The sequence below is a fragment of the Rhodococcus sp. JCM 9793 genome (assembly GCF_055380405.1).
Genome location: NZ_AP043721.1, coordinates 783,999 through 797,730, shown reverse-complemented (window position 1 = coordinate 797,730; position 13,732 = coordinate 783,999). Strand labels below are relative to the sequence as shown.

The window sequence follows — 13,732 nt, the reverse complement described above, 5'->3', positions numbered from 1 at the left end:
ACATGAATGCACAAGTACGCATTATCTACTTTGACATTCATTTTCGTTACTGGCTGAATTCCCGCCATGAAACCGATCCACCACGGCGGCCTCGCGCTGTCAGCAGCGCTCGCAGCCGCACTGGTCGCGGGATGCTCCTCGTCGACCGATCCCGCCGATGCCGCACCGAACAACGCAGCACCGACCGTCGCACCGGCCGTCGAGGTCACCTCACCCGAGCCGCGATTGGCCCTCACCTACGACGGCGGCATCCTCGTCGTCGACGCGACAGAACTCGACGTCGTCGCGAATCTGCCACTCGACGGATTCAACCGACTCGGTCCCGCGGGCGACGACCGCCACGTGTTCGTTTCCACCACCGGAGGCTTTCGCGCCTTGGACACGGGCAGTTGGAGCGACGCCCACGGCGACCACAGCCACCACTTCGCAGGAACACCGGCGCTCACCGACCTGACGTTTCCCGCCGACAAGCCCGGCCACGTCGTCGCCCACGCGGGCACCACCGCACTGTTCGACGACGGCACAGGAAATATCGCACTGTTCGATTCCGACGAACTCGACCCCAGCGGCCCACGCCCCGACACGGATACGTACACGACACCCGACGCCCACCACGGTGTCGCCGTGCCACTCGAAGACGGATCACTCCTCGTCACCGAGGGCGACAGCGAAAGCCGCAGCAGCGTTGTTCTTCTCGACGTCGACCGCAACGAAGTCGCGCGAACCGACGAGTGCGCCGGAGTCCACGGCGAAGCCGTCGCAGCCGACTCGGTCGTGTTCGGATGTGAGGACGGCATGGTGATCTTCCGCGACGGCACCTTCACGAAGGTCACCGCACCCGATCCGTACGGACGGCTCGGCAATCAGGCCGGCTCCGAGGAATCTCCGATCGTCCTGGGCGACTACAAAACCGACCCCGACGCCGAGCTCGAGCGCCCCGAACGGGTCGCGCTCGTGGACACCCGCTCCGCACAGATGCAACTCGTGGATCTAGGGACGAGTTACACCTTCCGGTCGCTGGGACGGGGACCGCACGGCGAGGCACTGGTGCTCGGCACCGACGGCGCGCTGCACGTGATCGATCCTGAGACCGGTGATGTCGTCGAACGCATTACGGTTCTCGACCCGTGGACCGAACCCGATGAGTGGCAGTCGCCGCGACCGGCTTTGACGGTGGAGGGCCACACTGCGTACGTCACCGACCCGGCGAACGACGAGTTGCACGCCGTCGACCTCGAGTCGGGCGGCATCCGCACCGCGACCTTGCCGCACACCCCCAACGAGATCAGCACCTCCTGACCTCCACAGTCGGGGCGAGCGAAGCGACGGGGAAGTGCAACCGCGCGGTGCGGTGGCAGACGCACCCTGTCAACAGGCGGTATCTGCCACCGCACCGCGCGGCTGCGTGTCCGTCAGCTCAAGTGGTGGACTTCCTGGAGCCCGTAGACCGGCGTCGGGATTCCCTCGTACCGTGCCTTGAGCTGGAGGGCGAGATAGAGCGAATAGTGCCGCGACTGATGCAGATTGCCGCCGTGGAACCACAGTCCGTCCTGCTGCGTGGGCTTCCACATGTTGCGCTGCTCGCCCTCCCACGGGCCGGGGTCCTTGGTGGTGTCCGAGCCCAGGCCCCAGCATTTTCCGACCTTGTCGGCGACATCCTGACCGATCAGGTCGGCGACCCAGCCGTTCATCGACCCGTAGCCCGTGGCGTACACGACGAGGTCGGCGTCGAGTTCGGTGCCGTCCTCGAGGATGACGGAGTTCTCCGTGAGCTCACGCACGTTGCCGTGGGCGAGCTTGACGTCGCCGTTCGCCACGAGTTCGGAGGCACCGACGTCGATGTAATAGCCGGAGGCGCGTCGCAGGTACTTCATGAACAGGCCCGACCCGTCGTCGCCCCAGTCGTGGAGGAAGCCGGCCTTTTCCAGACGCTCGTAGAAGTCGGCATCGCGTTCGGCGATCTTCTGGTAGACGGGGATCTGGAACTCGTGCATGATCCGATACGGCAGCGACGCGAACGTCAGATCCGCCTTGTGTGTGGTGACGCCGTTGGCCAGCGCGCGTTCGGAGTAGAGGTCGCCGAGCCCGAGGTCCATGAGTGAATCGGATTTGACGATGTGCGTCGACGAGCGCTGCACCATCGTCACATCGGCACCGACCTCCCACAGTGCGCCGCAGATGTCGTGCGCGGAGTTGTTGGCTCCGATCACCACAGCCTTCTTGCCGGCGTAGGCGTCCGGTCCGGGGTGCGCGCTCGAATGATGCTGGTCGCCCTCGAATCGGTCCATACCGGGAAAATTCGGGATGTTGGCCTTGCCCGACATACCCGTCGCCATCACCAGCTGCTTGGGCCGCAGCACGAGCGGTTCTCCGTCACGCTCGACGTTCACGGTCCACTCGCCGGCCGCATCGTCGTACGACGCCGACGTGCACAGCGTCTTCGACCAGTACGGCACTTCCATGATGCGGGTGTACATCTCGAGCCAGTCGCCGATCTTGTCCTTCGGCGCGAACACCGGCCAGTTCTCCGGGAACGGCAGGTACGGAAGGTGGTCGTACCAGACCGGGTCGTGCAGGCACAGCGACTTGTACCGTCCGCGCCACTGGTCGCCGGGACGGTCGTACTTGTCGAGCACCAGCGCCGGAATCCCGAGCTGACGCATCCGCGCGCCGAGCGCGATGCCGCCCTGACCCCCACCGACGATGACGACGTACGGCTGCGTCTCGTATCCCAGCTCGCGCTCCTCTGCCTCGCGCTGTTCCGACCAGGTGATGCGGTGGCGGTCGGCGCCGTGTTTCGTGCCGCGCGGGCGACGCTCCTTCTTCCCCTCCTCGTGTCCCTTCAGCTCCTGGAGCGTGGTGAGCAGGGTCCACGCGCCCTCGTCGCCCAGACGCAGGTGGCCCTCGCCGCGACCGACGGCGGTCTCGAAGGCGATCCAGGCGCTGACCACTCCGTCGTCTTCCGTGGGTGTGTCCGTGGTGCGGAATCCGCTCGGGTCGGTGTCGTCGAGACGCTCACGCAGCATGCCGGCGACACCGTCGCGTCCCTCGACGGTCTTGAGGTTCCAGGTGAAGGAGACGAGGTCTCGCCAGAAGCTGTCGGTGGCGAACATGCCCGCAGCGACCTCCACGTCACGCGCAGCAAGTGCCGCTTCGAAATCTCGCAGCCACGCATCCACCCGCTGCTGCGGGTCGGTGACGTGATCGGAGGGGTGCTCGAGAATGTCGGTCATGGCCGATCCTTTCCGGTCGTTGATGTGATCCAGCACACTCTCGATGCGACACCGAGGCAAGCGTTGCATCACGTTGCGTGTGGCGTGCAACACAGTGTGGGACCTATGCTGCGGAGACCAGCAGGAATACGGAGGGACCGTGACACCGCAGGACAGGAGCACGTTCAGCGTGATCACACCCGGCACCGATCTGTCCCGATACGCCCGCGATCTGATGCGGATGCACGACACGGTCATCGGTGGCGGTACGCCGACGATGCAACCGCGCAGCGTCGTCGCCCGGTCGTGGTCGCGAGTCCTGCGCACCGGCCTCGATCCGGTGGGCAGCAACGCACGCGTTCCGTACTCCCTCGAGGAAATCGAACAGCGTCGACGTTCCTCGCCGCTCGCCGCCATCATCGGCGACCTCGAACAGGTGATCTCGCCGGTCGCCGACGCATCACAGATGCTGCTCGTCGTGACGGACGCGGATGGCGTCATCCTGTGGCGCAGCGGTTCGGCGCGCGTACGGTCACGAGCCGACACGCTGGGGTTCTGCGTAGGTTCCGTCTGGACGGAAGAGAAGGTGGGCACCAACGCGATCGGCACCGCACTGGCGGAGACCGCGCCGGTACAGCTGTTCTCCGGCGAACATTTCGAGCAGTCGCAACACCCCTGGTACTGCACGGCCGCGCCGATCCACGATCCGATCAGCGGCGACCTGCTGGGCATCGTCGATGTCAGCGGTCCGGCCATGACGCTGCACCCTGCGATCGGGGCGCTGGTCGACACCGCGGTGCGCCTCGCCGAGTCGCAGTTGTGGCGGCAGCACGAGCACCGGCTGGACCGTCTGCGCACCGAGGCCGCACCACTGCTCGCCTCGGTCAGCGGGCCGGTTCTGCTGGTCGACGACCACGGATGGGTCGCGCACGCGTCCGGTGTCGCCGCGACCCGTCGCATCGGGGCTCCCCGCACGGATCGGGCGCTGACGGTCCCCGGTCTCGGACTGTGTGTACCGGAACAGTTGCCGCACGGCTGGTTGATCCGGCCGTCCGAATCCACGGCGACGATCCGTATGACGCTGCAACTGTCGTCGTCGCCGACGGTCGAGGTGACGGGCACCGGACGCCAGTGGCGCAGTGCTGTGACCGTTCGGCACGCCGAGATCCTGCTGCTGTTGCACATTCGTGGCCGCATCGGGATGTCGGTGACGGAATTGAGCCACACGCTGTTCGGCGACGCCGATCACGCCGTCGCCGTGCGCGCCGAGGTGTCCCGGCTGCGTCGCGCGTTGGGTTCGGTGGTGGAGAGCCGGCCGTATCGATTGGCGGAGTCGGTGGAGTTGTCGCTGGATCTCGGCGGTACCGAGCACCTCAGCGAGTGCGCATTCGTGCTGCACTGTGCGGGCGTCGGCGTCCGAGCCGCGATTTCAGAGAGATATTCGGCAATCTAGCGATATACCAATAGATCAGAATATTAATGGGACGAACGCGCTCGATTCGGTTCTCTACGGATGTCTACCGGTCGTGCGAGAAACCGAGATATACCGGATACACACCCATCCACGGCCCTCCTGAAACCCACCAAACGGGATGAACCGACCATCTTATGCGGAAGAAGCGGTCCGGACCCGGCTGCGTCGTACAACGTTTGTGTAACGTGACCACGGGGTCGCCCCGACGGGATCCCGAAACGTCGTCGTCCCCCGGAGGTCTACCCCGTGCTGTTGTCCGAAGTCCGCGCAAGGCCCGTGCACTCCGCACTGATCGCCATCGGACTCCTGGTCACGGCGTACGCGGTGGCCGGATACGTCCAGGACGCGTTCACGGAATACCTCATGGATCTCGATGTCTTCCGCGACGCCGGGTACGCCTTCCTGCACCACACCCCCCTGTACACGGAGGGTTTCTACAGCCACTCCGGCTTCCGATTCATCTACCCGCCGGTCGCTGCTTTCCTGTTCGCGCCGATGGCATTGATCGGCAGCACGACACTGCAAGTGCTGTGGACGGCTCTACTCATCGCCCTCGTGTGGTGGATCCTCAAAGTCGTCTACCAGCGCCTCGACGTCACCCGCGCAAGCCTCGTCGCATCCGCCACCCTCGGTGTGGTGCTGCTGCTCGAACCGTTCCGATCGAACTTCGCGTTCGGCCAGATCAACATCATCCTCATGGCACTCGTCGTCGCCGACGTCCTCGGCGTGATCCCCTCACGCTTCCGCGGCGTCGGTATTGCGTTGGCTGCGGCGATCAAGGTGACGCCCGCAGCCTTCGGCCTGCTGCTCCTGCTCCGCAAGGACATCCCGTCGGTGGTCCGCGCGTTCGGGGCGTTCATCGCGACCGTCGCGTTCGGCTACTGGCTGCGACCGGACTCCTCGATCTACTTCTGGACCGACGAGTTCTTCGCGACCGATCGCGCCGGCGACCAGGAGTACTTCCGCAACCAGGCACTCACCGGCCTGATCGCCCGGTTCGGCCTATCCGAGGACACCAGCAAGATCCTCTGGATCATCGGTGCCGCGCTCATCGTCACCGCGACCGCGTGGGCCGCGCACCGCTTCCTGCGCGCCGGTGAAACTGTGCCCGCCCTCGCGCTGGTCGGTCTCGCGACGCTGCTCGCCGCACCGATCGCCGTCACCCACCACTGGGTGTACTCACTGTTCCTGGTGCCGCTGCTCGTCGCCCCGCGCTACCGCAGCTGGTGGCCCGTACTCGTGCCCGCCACACTGATCTTCCTGTTCGGACCCAACAAGCTACTCACCGACGCGTCGTCGCGCGGCTGGGTCGAACACGTCGTGCTCGAGGCGCTCGGAAACTCGCAGGCCATCATCGCCGTCGTCGTGTTCGTCGCCGCAATCTTCGCTGCGCGCAGCCGACGCGGCGAGATCATGACCCCGATCCCGCCGGTGACAACTCAGCCCCAGACCGTCGACGCCGCCAAGTAGAGCGCGGTTCCCACCACGGTGCTCAGCGCCGCGTTGCGCCGCCACAGGTGCACCGCGACCGTGCCGCACACACCGATCGTCGCGGGAAGCCACGTCGTCTCACCCACGTCACGCAGCGTGTACATGACGAGGATGATCATGACGCCGACCGGCATCGACGTGCCCAGAAACTTGACGACAGCGGAGTCCTTCAACGCCGACAGCGCCAGGAACGGCGCAGCGCGCAGCGCGACCGTCACGACGAACATCACCAGCAGCGCCCCGAGCACGTATCCGACACCGGGTACCGATTCAGGCACCGGCAGTCCTGTTTCGATAGACGAACCGCGCGAGCAGACACGCGACGAACAATCCGAGTCCGACGACAAGCATCTGATCCTTCGCAAGCAGCATCGCCACCAGACCGCACACCACCGCGAGCACCGCGGCGGGCACGTCGCGGTTGGCGCGGAACGCGTCGATCGCGAGCACTGTGAACAGTGCGGTGAGCGCGAATTCGAGGCCGGTGAGGCCGGCGGGCAGCACCGCACCGATGAGCGCGCCGATCGTCCCCGACACCACCCACATCACCTGGCACAACACCTGTACGGTCAGCACACGGGTGCCGGACAGATCCTGACCGGCCTTCGGCGCGACGATCGCGTAGGACTCGTCGGTGAGCGCGTAGACGGCGTAGAGGCGGCCGATCCTGCTGCGAATCGAATGCAGCGGAAACGACAGTCCGTAGAACACGTGCCGGAAGTTGACGAGCAGCGTCGCCGCGGCGATCGATGCGAACGGTGTCACCGCGCTGACGAGACCGATCGCCAGGAATTCCATCGAGCCGGCGTAGATGACGATCGAGAAGATCGGCGCCCACCACCAATCGAAGCCGCCCTGGGTGAGCACCACCCCGAATGCAAGGCCGAGCGGAATCAGTCCGAGTCCGACGGCCCACGAGTCCGCGATGCCCGCGCGGACAGCGGTGGCACGACGGTCAGGCATGCTCATGAGGCTAGCGGGGCCGACAACGTGTCGTGCCTCACCTGCACCCGACGAAAGGTGATCAGTGGCGTCGAGCCTCGACTCGTTCACGAACACGGTGGAATCCGCGTGGCAGGCCGTCTCTGCCGTCGACGAACCCGCGTCGACAGCACTGGTGGTGATCACGGCAGCGATCGCGTTGATCCTCGTGACAGTTCGGCCGCTGTGGCTGAAGACCCGCCACGTGATCACGCAGGCACACGAGGGTTCGCATGCGCTCGTCGCGGCGTTGGTGGGACGCAAGCTGTCGGGCATCCGATTGCACAGCGACACGTCGGGGGTGACAGTGTCGTCGGGGAACCCCCGCGGTCCCGGCATGGTCGCGACAGCGTTCGCCGGGTACACCGGTCCGGCGGTGCTCGGCTTCGCCGCGGCCACACTGCTGACCCTGAACCGACCGGCAGCGGTGTTGTGGTCGATTCTCGCGGCGCTGGCGCTGCTGCTCCTGCTGATCCGCAACCTGTACGGATTCTTCTCCGTCGTGGTCGCGGGTGCGATCGTGGGTGCCGCAGCCTATCTCGGTGATCCGGTCGTGCGATACGCCGCGGCATATCTGATCACCTGGGTGCTGCTGCTCGGCGCGACGCGTCCGGTATTCGAACTCGCCCGTACCCACATGCGAGGCCGTGGCCAAGGCTCGGACGCAGACCAACTGAGGTGGCTGACGAAAATTCCCGCAGGGGTGTGGATCGTCGTGTTCGGTCTGATCACAGCAGGAACCGCGGTGTACGGGACGGCACGTGTCGTGGTGACGCACCTGCCCTAGAACAGCTCGACGTGCATCGCCACCGCACGGACGGGCGCCCCATCGGCGCCCTCGAGCGGAATCGGCAACAGGTTCACAAGCGGATCCGGGAAGTCGATCGCCGCGAGGTTCGTCAGGTTCTCGCAGATCACGCCGCCCGCGGCAGCGAACACGTGGTGCGCGGCAAGCTCCTCGTCGCCCGTGGGGTCGATGCTCGGCGCGTCGATGCCGACGGTGCGCACTCCGCGGTCGAGCAGCCACCGGCACGCGTCCGCGCTCAGCGCCGGATGTCGGAAGTACTCATCGGTGCCGAAATGCTCCGACCAACCGGTGTGCACGAGGGCGATGTCGCCCGAGCGGAATTCGGCCTCACCCCACAGGTCCGGACCGATCAGCTCGCCCGGTCCGACGCGGCCACGTGCGTCGAAAACCACTCCCCTTCCTACGAATGTTGTGGCCGGGAGCAGTTCGACGGAGTCTCCGTCGTCGCGGATGTGTCGCGGTGCGTCGACGTGGGTGCCGGTCTGCGATCCCATCGCGACGTGCAGCAGGTTGTAGCCGTCGCCTGCGATGGTCGCGTGCGGAGTGAACACGGGCGCCGGGTCGCCCGGGTACACCTGTGTGCTCGGTGACACCGGGTGGCTGAGGTCGACGATCCGCACTACTCGCATGGCGCACATGCTAGTGGCTCGACACAGATCGTTGACCGGGTAATCTCCGGCTGACCGACACGTCCACGGCAGACTGTCTCCGAGTCGAGACAAGGAGGTGGTCGTGGCACGCAAACCGAGCGTGTTCGTCCGATCGTTGAGCATGGAAGAAGGCCGACGGCTGCAGAAGATCAGCCGCACCGCCAAGGACCCGATCAAGCTGCGACGCGCCATCGTGGTGCTGATGTCCGCGCAAGGCCAAACGGTCAAGGACATCACCTCGTTGATGCAGGTCAGCGACGATTACGTCCGCGATATCATCCACGCGTTCAACGAGCACGGGTTCGAGGCGTTGCACCCAAAATGGAGAGGGGGACGCCCGAAGACGATCGATGAGCAGACCCGTGAGCGGATCTGCTTGATCGCCCGGACGTCCCCCGCCGATTGGAAGATCACCGCGTTCTCCACGTGGAGTCTGACCAAACTCGCCGAGCATCTGATCGCGCAGAAGGTGGTGCCGGCGATCAGCCGCGAGACGCTGCGCCGCATCCTGCGCGACGGGAAAGTCACCTGGCAGTCCACCACCACGTGGAAGGCCTCCACCGACCCGGACTTTCTGTCGAAGATGCACGCGATCCTCGCCCTCTACGACAATCCGCCAGCCGATGGGCGGGTCGTGTGTGTCGACGAGTTCGGGCCGTTGAATCTGCAGCCGCGTAAAGGGAAATCGTGGCGACCGGCCGCGCATCCGCTGCGGTTGTGGGCGACGTATCACCGCTATGACGGTGTGATGCACATGCTTGCCGCCCTCGATTTGTCCAGCGGCAGAATGTATTACCGGATCCGCCCGCGCAAGCGTGCGGGTGAGTTCCTCGACTTTCTGAAGGTGTTGCGGGCTCGGTGGCCTGGGGAGAAGTTGTATGTGGTGCTCGACAACTTCTCCCCGCACCGGCACCAGAGTGTTCGTCGGTGGGCCGATGACAACGATGTTGAGTTGGTGTTCTTGCCGACCTACGGGTCGTGGCTCAACTGGATCGAATCGGAGTTCGCGGCGTTGCGGTATTTCTCGTTGAACGGCACCGACCATCGCAGCCATGCCGAGCAGAACGCTGCGATCGCGGCATACGTGCGGTGGCGCAACACCCGTGCCGAACCAAAAACCCGCTTCGCCCCGGACTCACCGATCCGGTCGTGGACCGAGTACCCGCATTACACGGCCAAGGTTGCTTGACGAGGCACTAGTTCGGAAAGGTTCATGCCCCGCCGAAATCGACCTGCCGGTGCGCATCAGCGAGTGCGGTCACCGTTCCGGAACCGAAGGGCCCTAGACGATCGAAGAGCACCGAGGTGCCGACCGAGATGCCGGCGGCGCTGATGTGGTGGTCGGCCTCGACACCCACCTCCGGCCCGACGGGCAACCGCGACAGGGTCAGGGTGAGGTCGGCGTTGATGAAGCCGACGCCACGGTCGCTCCAGTTGGTCACCAGGCTGGTCGCTTCCCCGACCGTCGCGGTGCGCACGAACGGCGACATTTCTTCTCCGACGACGACGGGCAGCTGACGTGCCCACAAGCGCTTGCGGCTCGCATTCTGGTGCTCGGATCGGTTCGTCGACCAACCGTCGGGGTGATCGTCGCTACCGAACCAGGTGGGGAAGACGAATCCGGTCTCCGGGTCTGCGGGGGTTTCCGCGGGCGGTTCCGGACGGTCATCGCGGACCCATACCGTGCCCGGCGGCTGCTCCGACGGCCGCAGGAAGACGACGGACGCGCGGGCGGAGACGTCGCCGCCCTGCATCAGCAGCGCATCGGCGACACGGATCCGCTTGCCGTCGCGGATGCGCGTGGTTGTGAATCGGATCTCGTCGTTGCGAACGGGCTTGAACAGGTCGACGGTCAGGCGCGCAGGCAACATCCCGTCGTCTGCGTGCTGGTTCTCGAGTTCGCGGGCGATCAACCCGCACACGCACGGGCCCGCGAGCATCGTGGACGACCATGGGCTCACCGCATACTCGGTGGGCCGATACGCACCGTCGGCATCCGTGAAAAAACCCCAGGCTTTGTTCTGCATCATCGAATGTTCCCAAGCCGAGGTTCGGCAGTCGAGTGGGACCCCGTGGTGCGCGACGCGGACGCGATGTCGCAAGATGTGTGCGTGGGCTCCCCCGACCTCCCGATCACATCGACTCGACTTGTCGTCGACGTGGACACCGGCATAGACGATGCACTCGCGCTGCTGTATCTGCTGGCGAGTCCGGAGGCCGACATCGCCGCGGTGCTGTGCACGGCCGGCAATGTACCAGTCGATCAGGTGACTTCGAATACCCTTGCGGTGCTTGATATGTGCGGTCGAACTGACATCGAGGTCGCGGTCGGGGCGCAAGTCCCGCTGGTTTCACGGCTGATGACCACCGAGGATACCCACGGGCCACTGGGTGTCGGGTATGCCGAGTTTCCGGCGACGTCCCGGTCGCCGTCGTCTCGCACCGCGGCCGAGGCATGGGTCGAGCTCACACGCGAGCATCCGGGCGAGCTGACCGGGCTGGTCACCGGACCGATGACGAATCTCGCGCTGGCCGTGAGGATGGACCCGGAGCTGCCGCAGCGACTGCGGCGCCTGGTCATCATGGGCGGCTGCTTCAACCATCCCGGCAACACGACACCGACGTCCGAGTGGAACGTGGCGGTCGATCCGGAGGCCGCGCGTGAAGTATTCGATGCGTTCTCCGGTCTGCCCGCCGCGCAGCATCCGATCGTGTGTCCGCTGGACATCACCGAGACCATCGAAATGCATCCCGTGCACGTGGACCGCATCGCGGAGGCGGCGGAAAGTACTCCCGCCGAAGCATTGTCACCCGACCACCCGCGAGGGCAACGGTCACGCGCGTCGAATCAGATGGTCCGGCACCTGTCGGATGCACTGCGCTTCTACATGGAGTTCCATCGCGATCAGAATCTCGGTTATCTCGCTCACATCCACGATCCGTTCGCGGCGGCCGTGGCGCTGGGCACCGTTCCGTACACGACGACACCCGCGACGGTGGACGTCGAGCTCGAGGGGCGGCTCACACGGGGCACCACGATCGCAGACTGGACCGGCATCTGGCGGCGTGAACCGAATGCCGCTATCGTCACGGCGACCCATCCTGAAGTGTTCTTCGAACACCTCACTGTCCGGGTTGGTGCATTCGCCCGGAATTTGAAGCTACCCTTCAGTAACAACTAGCGTCTAGTTGAAAGTTCGGGGACAAGGAGACAGTGTGGCACAGCAGGTTCGTGTCGAATATTACGACGACATCGACGGTGAGCCGATCACCGATGGTCTGGCGCAATCGTTCAGGATCACCGTCGACGATATTGAGTACGAAATCGATCTTCGCCCCTCCAACGCGGACAAGTTCTGGGCTGTCCTGCAGCCGTGGCTGAACGAGTCGAAGCGCAACCGGACACCGAAACTGCCGAGCATCCCTCCGACAGCGCATGCAGCCACTGCCACCCCCACTCCGATTCGGACGCGAAAGCCCCGTAACCGCAAGGTGATTCCGGGACGCTCCCCCGAGCAGCTGGCCGCAGTGCGCCACTGGGCGCGAGGTCAGGGATTCGACGTCAGCTCACGCGGACGCATTCCGTCGCACATTCTCGAGAGTTTCGAGGCCGCTCACGCGTGACCTCCGTCAGGTGAGCACGGTCGCCGCGCTGAATGGTCAGCGCGGCGACGACCACACCGACCACCGCACCGATGAGTGTGTCGCCGACACGACTGGCTGCCACACCCGGCCCGATACTGCTACCCAGCCCAGTGAGCATCAATGCCATGGCGGTGACGAATACGGACGCGACCGCGTAATTGCGCGTGACGACCATTTCTGTGGCGGTCTGTAGCACCACGATCACGACGACCAGCGGCCAATAGCCAAGATCGAGAACCAACAGCACCACTGCGAGCACCGCACCGAGCGCGTTGCCGATCAGTCGCTGGATCGCACGCTGAACGGTCTGCCGATAGTTCACACCCTGCAGCGTCGCCATCGCCCCCATCGTCGCCCAGAGCGGATGTGCCATACCCAGTGCCGCGGCGATCCACCCCGCAAGCAACGACGCCGCCACAATCCGCGCGACACCGATCAGAATCAGCCGATCACCGAGCAGCTTCACACCCTCGCCGAAGAATCCGAAGAACCTGTCGGCCCAGCCCACACTCGGAGCTTCGTGGGCGGGCGCTCCGGCCCGGGGAATGTCGATGTCGCGCCGTACCTTGCGTAATTCCGTTTCGAGGTGACGGAAGTCGGCGCTGCGCGCACGCTCGGTGTCGTGCGCACCACTATCGACGACTTTCTCCGCCGCATCGAGCAGCGCGAGGAGTTCGTGACTGTGTGACCGCATCCGGCGATCACCACCGAGCGCGATCACCTCACGTGCGCGGGCGATGTTCTGGCGAGCCGCCGCAACGCCCGCTGCGCCCTGAGACTCGAGCGCGGCGACCGAGGCCAGCGCACGGGCGACCGCGATGCGCGCGGGGCTCTGCGGATGAGACAGCGCGGGAAGCATGGCAACGATCCAGCCGACGACCGACCCGATCGCGGCTGCCGCGGTGACGAGACCCACCTCGGCGGCACTCTCTGCGAAGCCCGCGGCACCGGCCGCGGCGAAGATGAGGATGACGGGGCCCGGTCCAGTGATCCGGAACGCGGTGAGCAGCCAGAACGACACCCCTGCACCCACGGAGAGCAGGAGGATCTGCAGCCACATCGTCAATCCGACGGCACCGAGCAGGGCGCCGAACGCGGTGAAGGCGGTGACACCGAGGCCGACAGCCGCCAGCTTCGTGGCGAGCCGAGGGAACGGTTCGTAGCGCAGAAAGGCCGAGGACAGCGCACCGAGCGCGGCGAATCCCGCGACTTCCTGATGGCCGAGGAGGCCCCCTCCGACCAGCGCGATCAACGTAGCCACGCCGACGCGAACCGCCACGGCGATCGTGGGATCAGCGCGGCGCATCTCGAGAGACTCCCGCCACGCGGTGGCCGACAGCGAATGCGCCAACGCGCCGCCCGAGTAGCGGAGGCGGTTGCGATCAGTGCGGTCAGGCGTTCGTTGCATCCTTCGATTCTAATATTTCGTATGTAAATTATCTATGAACTTGTTGGATTCGGACCGTTAGAA

General features: G+C 65.4%; 13 protein-coding genes. 7 read left to right on the top strand and 6 right to left on the bottom strand.

What is annotated here, in order from left to right:
• Positions 1-66 precede the first annotated feature (66 nt).
• The gene (aztD, locus tag ACZ46K_RS05880; protein ID WP_054806417.1) at positions 67-1,299 is read left to right on the top strand and encodes a zinc metallochaperone AztD; all 1,233 of its coding nucleotides are present in this window, start codon (positions 67-69) and stop codon (positions 1,297-1,299) included.
• Between the two features lie 113 nt (positions 1,300-1,412).
• Here aztD and ACZ46K_RS05875 read toward each other — a convergent pair whose 3' ends face one another.
• Positions 1,413-3,233 (bottom strand): NAD(P)/FAD-dependent oxidoreductase, encoded by a 1,821-nt coding sequence (locus tag ACZ46K_RS05875; protein WP_464747166.1) that lies wholly within the window; start codon positions 3,231-3,233, stop codon positions 1,413-1,415.
• 214 nt (positions 3,234-3,447) lie between these two features.
• On the opposite strand from ACZ46K_RS05875, the gene ACZ46K_RS05870 reads away from it, so the two are divergent.
• Complete coding sequence (locus ACZ46K_RS05870) at positions 3,448-4,665, top strand: GAF domain-containing protein (RefSeq protein WP_054806420.1); 1,218 nt, start codon at positions 3,448-3,450, stop codon at positions 4,663-4,665.
• A 267-nt stretch (positions 4,666-4,932) separates the two neighbouring features.
• On the top strand, positions 4,933-6,156 hold the full coding sequence (locus tag ACZ46K_RS05865; RefSeq protein WP_464747164.1) for a glycosyltransferase 87 family protein: 1,224 nt from the start codon (positions 4,933-4,935) through the stop codon (positions 6,154-6,156).
• Here ACZ46K_RS05865 and ACZ46K_RS05860 read toward each other — a convergent pair.
• Together ACZ46K_RS05860 and ACZ46K_RS05855 are read right to left on the bottom strand one after the other, a co-directional pair.
• Positions 6,126-6,455, bottom strand: coding sequence for a branched-chain amino acid transporter permease (locus ACZ46K_RS05860; protein ID WP_054810169.1), 330 nt, complete (start codon positions 6,453-6,455; stop codon positions 6,126-6,128). The genes ACZ46K_RS05865 and ACZ46K_RS05860 overlap by 31 nt on opposite strands.
• A complete protein-coding gene (locus tag ACZ46K_RS05855; protein ID WP_054810170.1) occupies positions 6,448-7,146 on the bottom strand; it encodes an AzlC family ABC transporter permease in 699 nt (232 codons plus the stop codon). The genes ACZ46K_RS05860 and ACZ46K_RS05855 overlap by 8 nt, the downstream gene beginning before the upstream one ends.
• Before the next feature lie 58 nt (positions 7,147-7,204).
• Between ACZ46K_RS05855 and ACZ46K_RS05850 the strand changes: the two genes are divergently transcribed.
• Complete coding sequence (locus ACZ46K_RS05850; protein ID WP_464747162.1) at positions 7,205-7,945, top strand: M50 family metallopeptidase; 741 nt, start codon at positions 7,205-7,207, stop codon at positions 7,943-7,945.
• Here ACZ46K_RS05850 and ACZ46K_RS05845 read toward each other — a convergent pair.
• Positions 7,942-8,595 carry a cyclase family protein gene (locus tag ACZ46K_RS05845; protein ID WP_464747160.1) on the bottom strand — a complete coding sequence of 218 codons (654 nt, stop codon included), beginning with the start codon at positions 8,593-8,595 and terminating at the stop codon, positions 7,942-7,944. The two genes, ACZ46K_RS05850 and ACZ46K_RS05845, sit on opposite strands and share 4 nt — an antisense overlap.
• A gap of 103 nt (positions 8,596-8,698) precedes the next feature.
• On the opposite strand from ACZ46K_RS05845, the gene ACZ46K_RS05840 reads away from it, so the two are divergent.
• Positions 8,699-9,805, top strand: a complete 1,107-nt coding sequence (locus ACZ46K_RS05840) for an IS630 family transposase (RefSeq protein WP_464747158.1) — start codon at positions 8,699-8,701, stop codon at positions 9,803-9,805.
• Positions 9,806-9,827: 22 nt separating this feature from the next.
• Here ACZ46K_RS05840 and ACZ46K_RS05835 read toward each other — a convergent pair whose 3' ends face one another.
• On the bottom strand, positions 9,828-10,643 hold the full coding sequence (locus ACZ46K_RS05835; RefSeq protein ID WP_464749245.1) for an acyl-CoA thioesterase domain-containing protein: 816 nt from the start codon (positions 10,641-10,643) through the stop codon (positions 9,828-9,830).
• A 66-nt stretch (positions 10,644-10,709) separates the two neighbouring features.
• Between ACZ46K_RS05835 and ACZ46K_RS05830 the strand changes: the two genes are divergently transcribed.
• Both ACZ46K_RS05830 and ACZ46K_RS05825 read left to right on the top strand, forming a co-directional pair.
• Positions 10,710-11,798, top strand: coding sequence for a nucleoside hydrolase (locus ACZ46K_RS05830; RefSeq protein WP_054807752.1), 1,089 nt, complete (start codon positions 10,710-10,712; stop codon positions 11,796-11,798).
• 34 nt (positions 11,799-11,832) lie between these two features.
• Positions 11,833-12,240 carry a histone-like nucleoid-structuring protein Lsr2 gene (locus ACZ46K_RS05825; protein WP_054807751.1) on the top strand — a complete coding sequence of 136 codons (408 nt, stop codon included), beginning with the start codon at positions 11,833-11,835 and terminating at the stop codon, positions 12,238-12,240.
• On the opposite strand, the gene ACZ46K_RS05820 is transcribed toward ACZ46K_RS05825, so the two are convergent.
• Entirely contained in the window at positions 12,179-13,669 is a 1,491-nt protein-coding gene (locus ACZ46K_RS05820; protein ID WP_464747156.1) for an FUSC family protein, read from the bottom strand. The genes ACZ46K_RS05825 and ACZ46K_RS05820 overlap by 62 nt on opposite strands.
• Positions 13,670-13,732 lie beyond the last annotated feature (63 nt).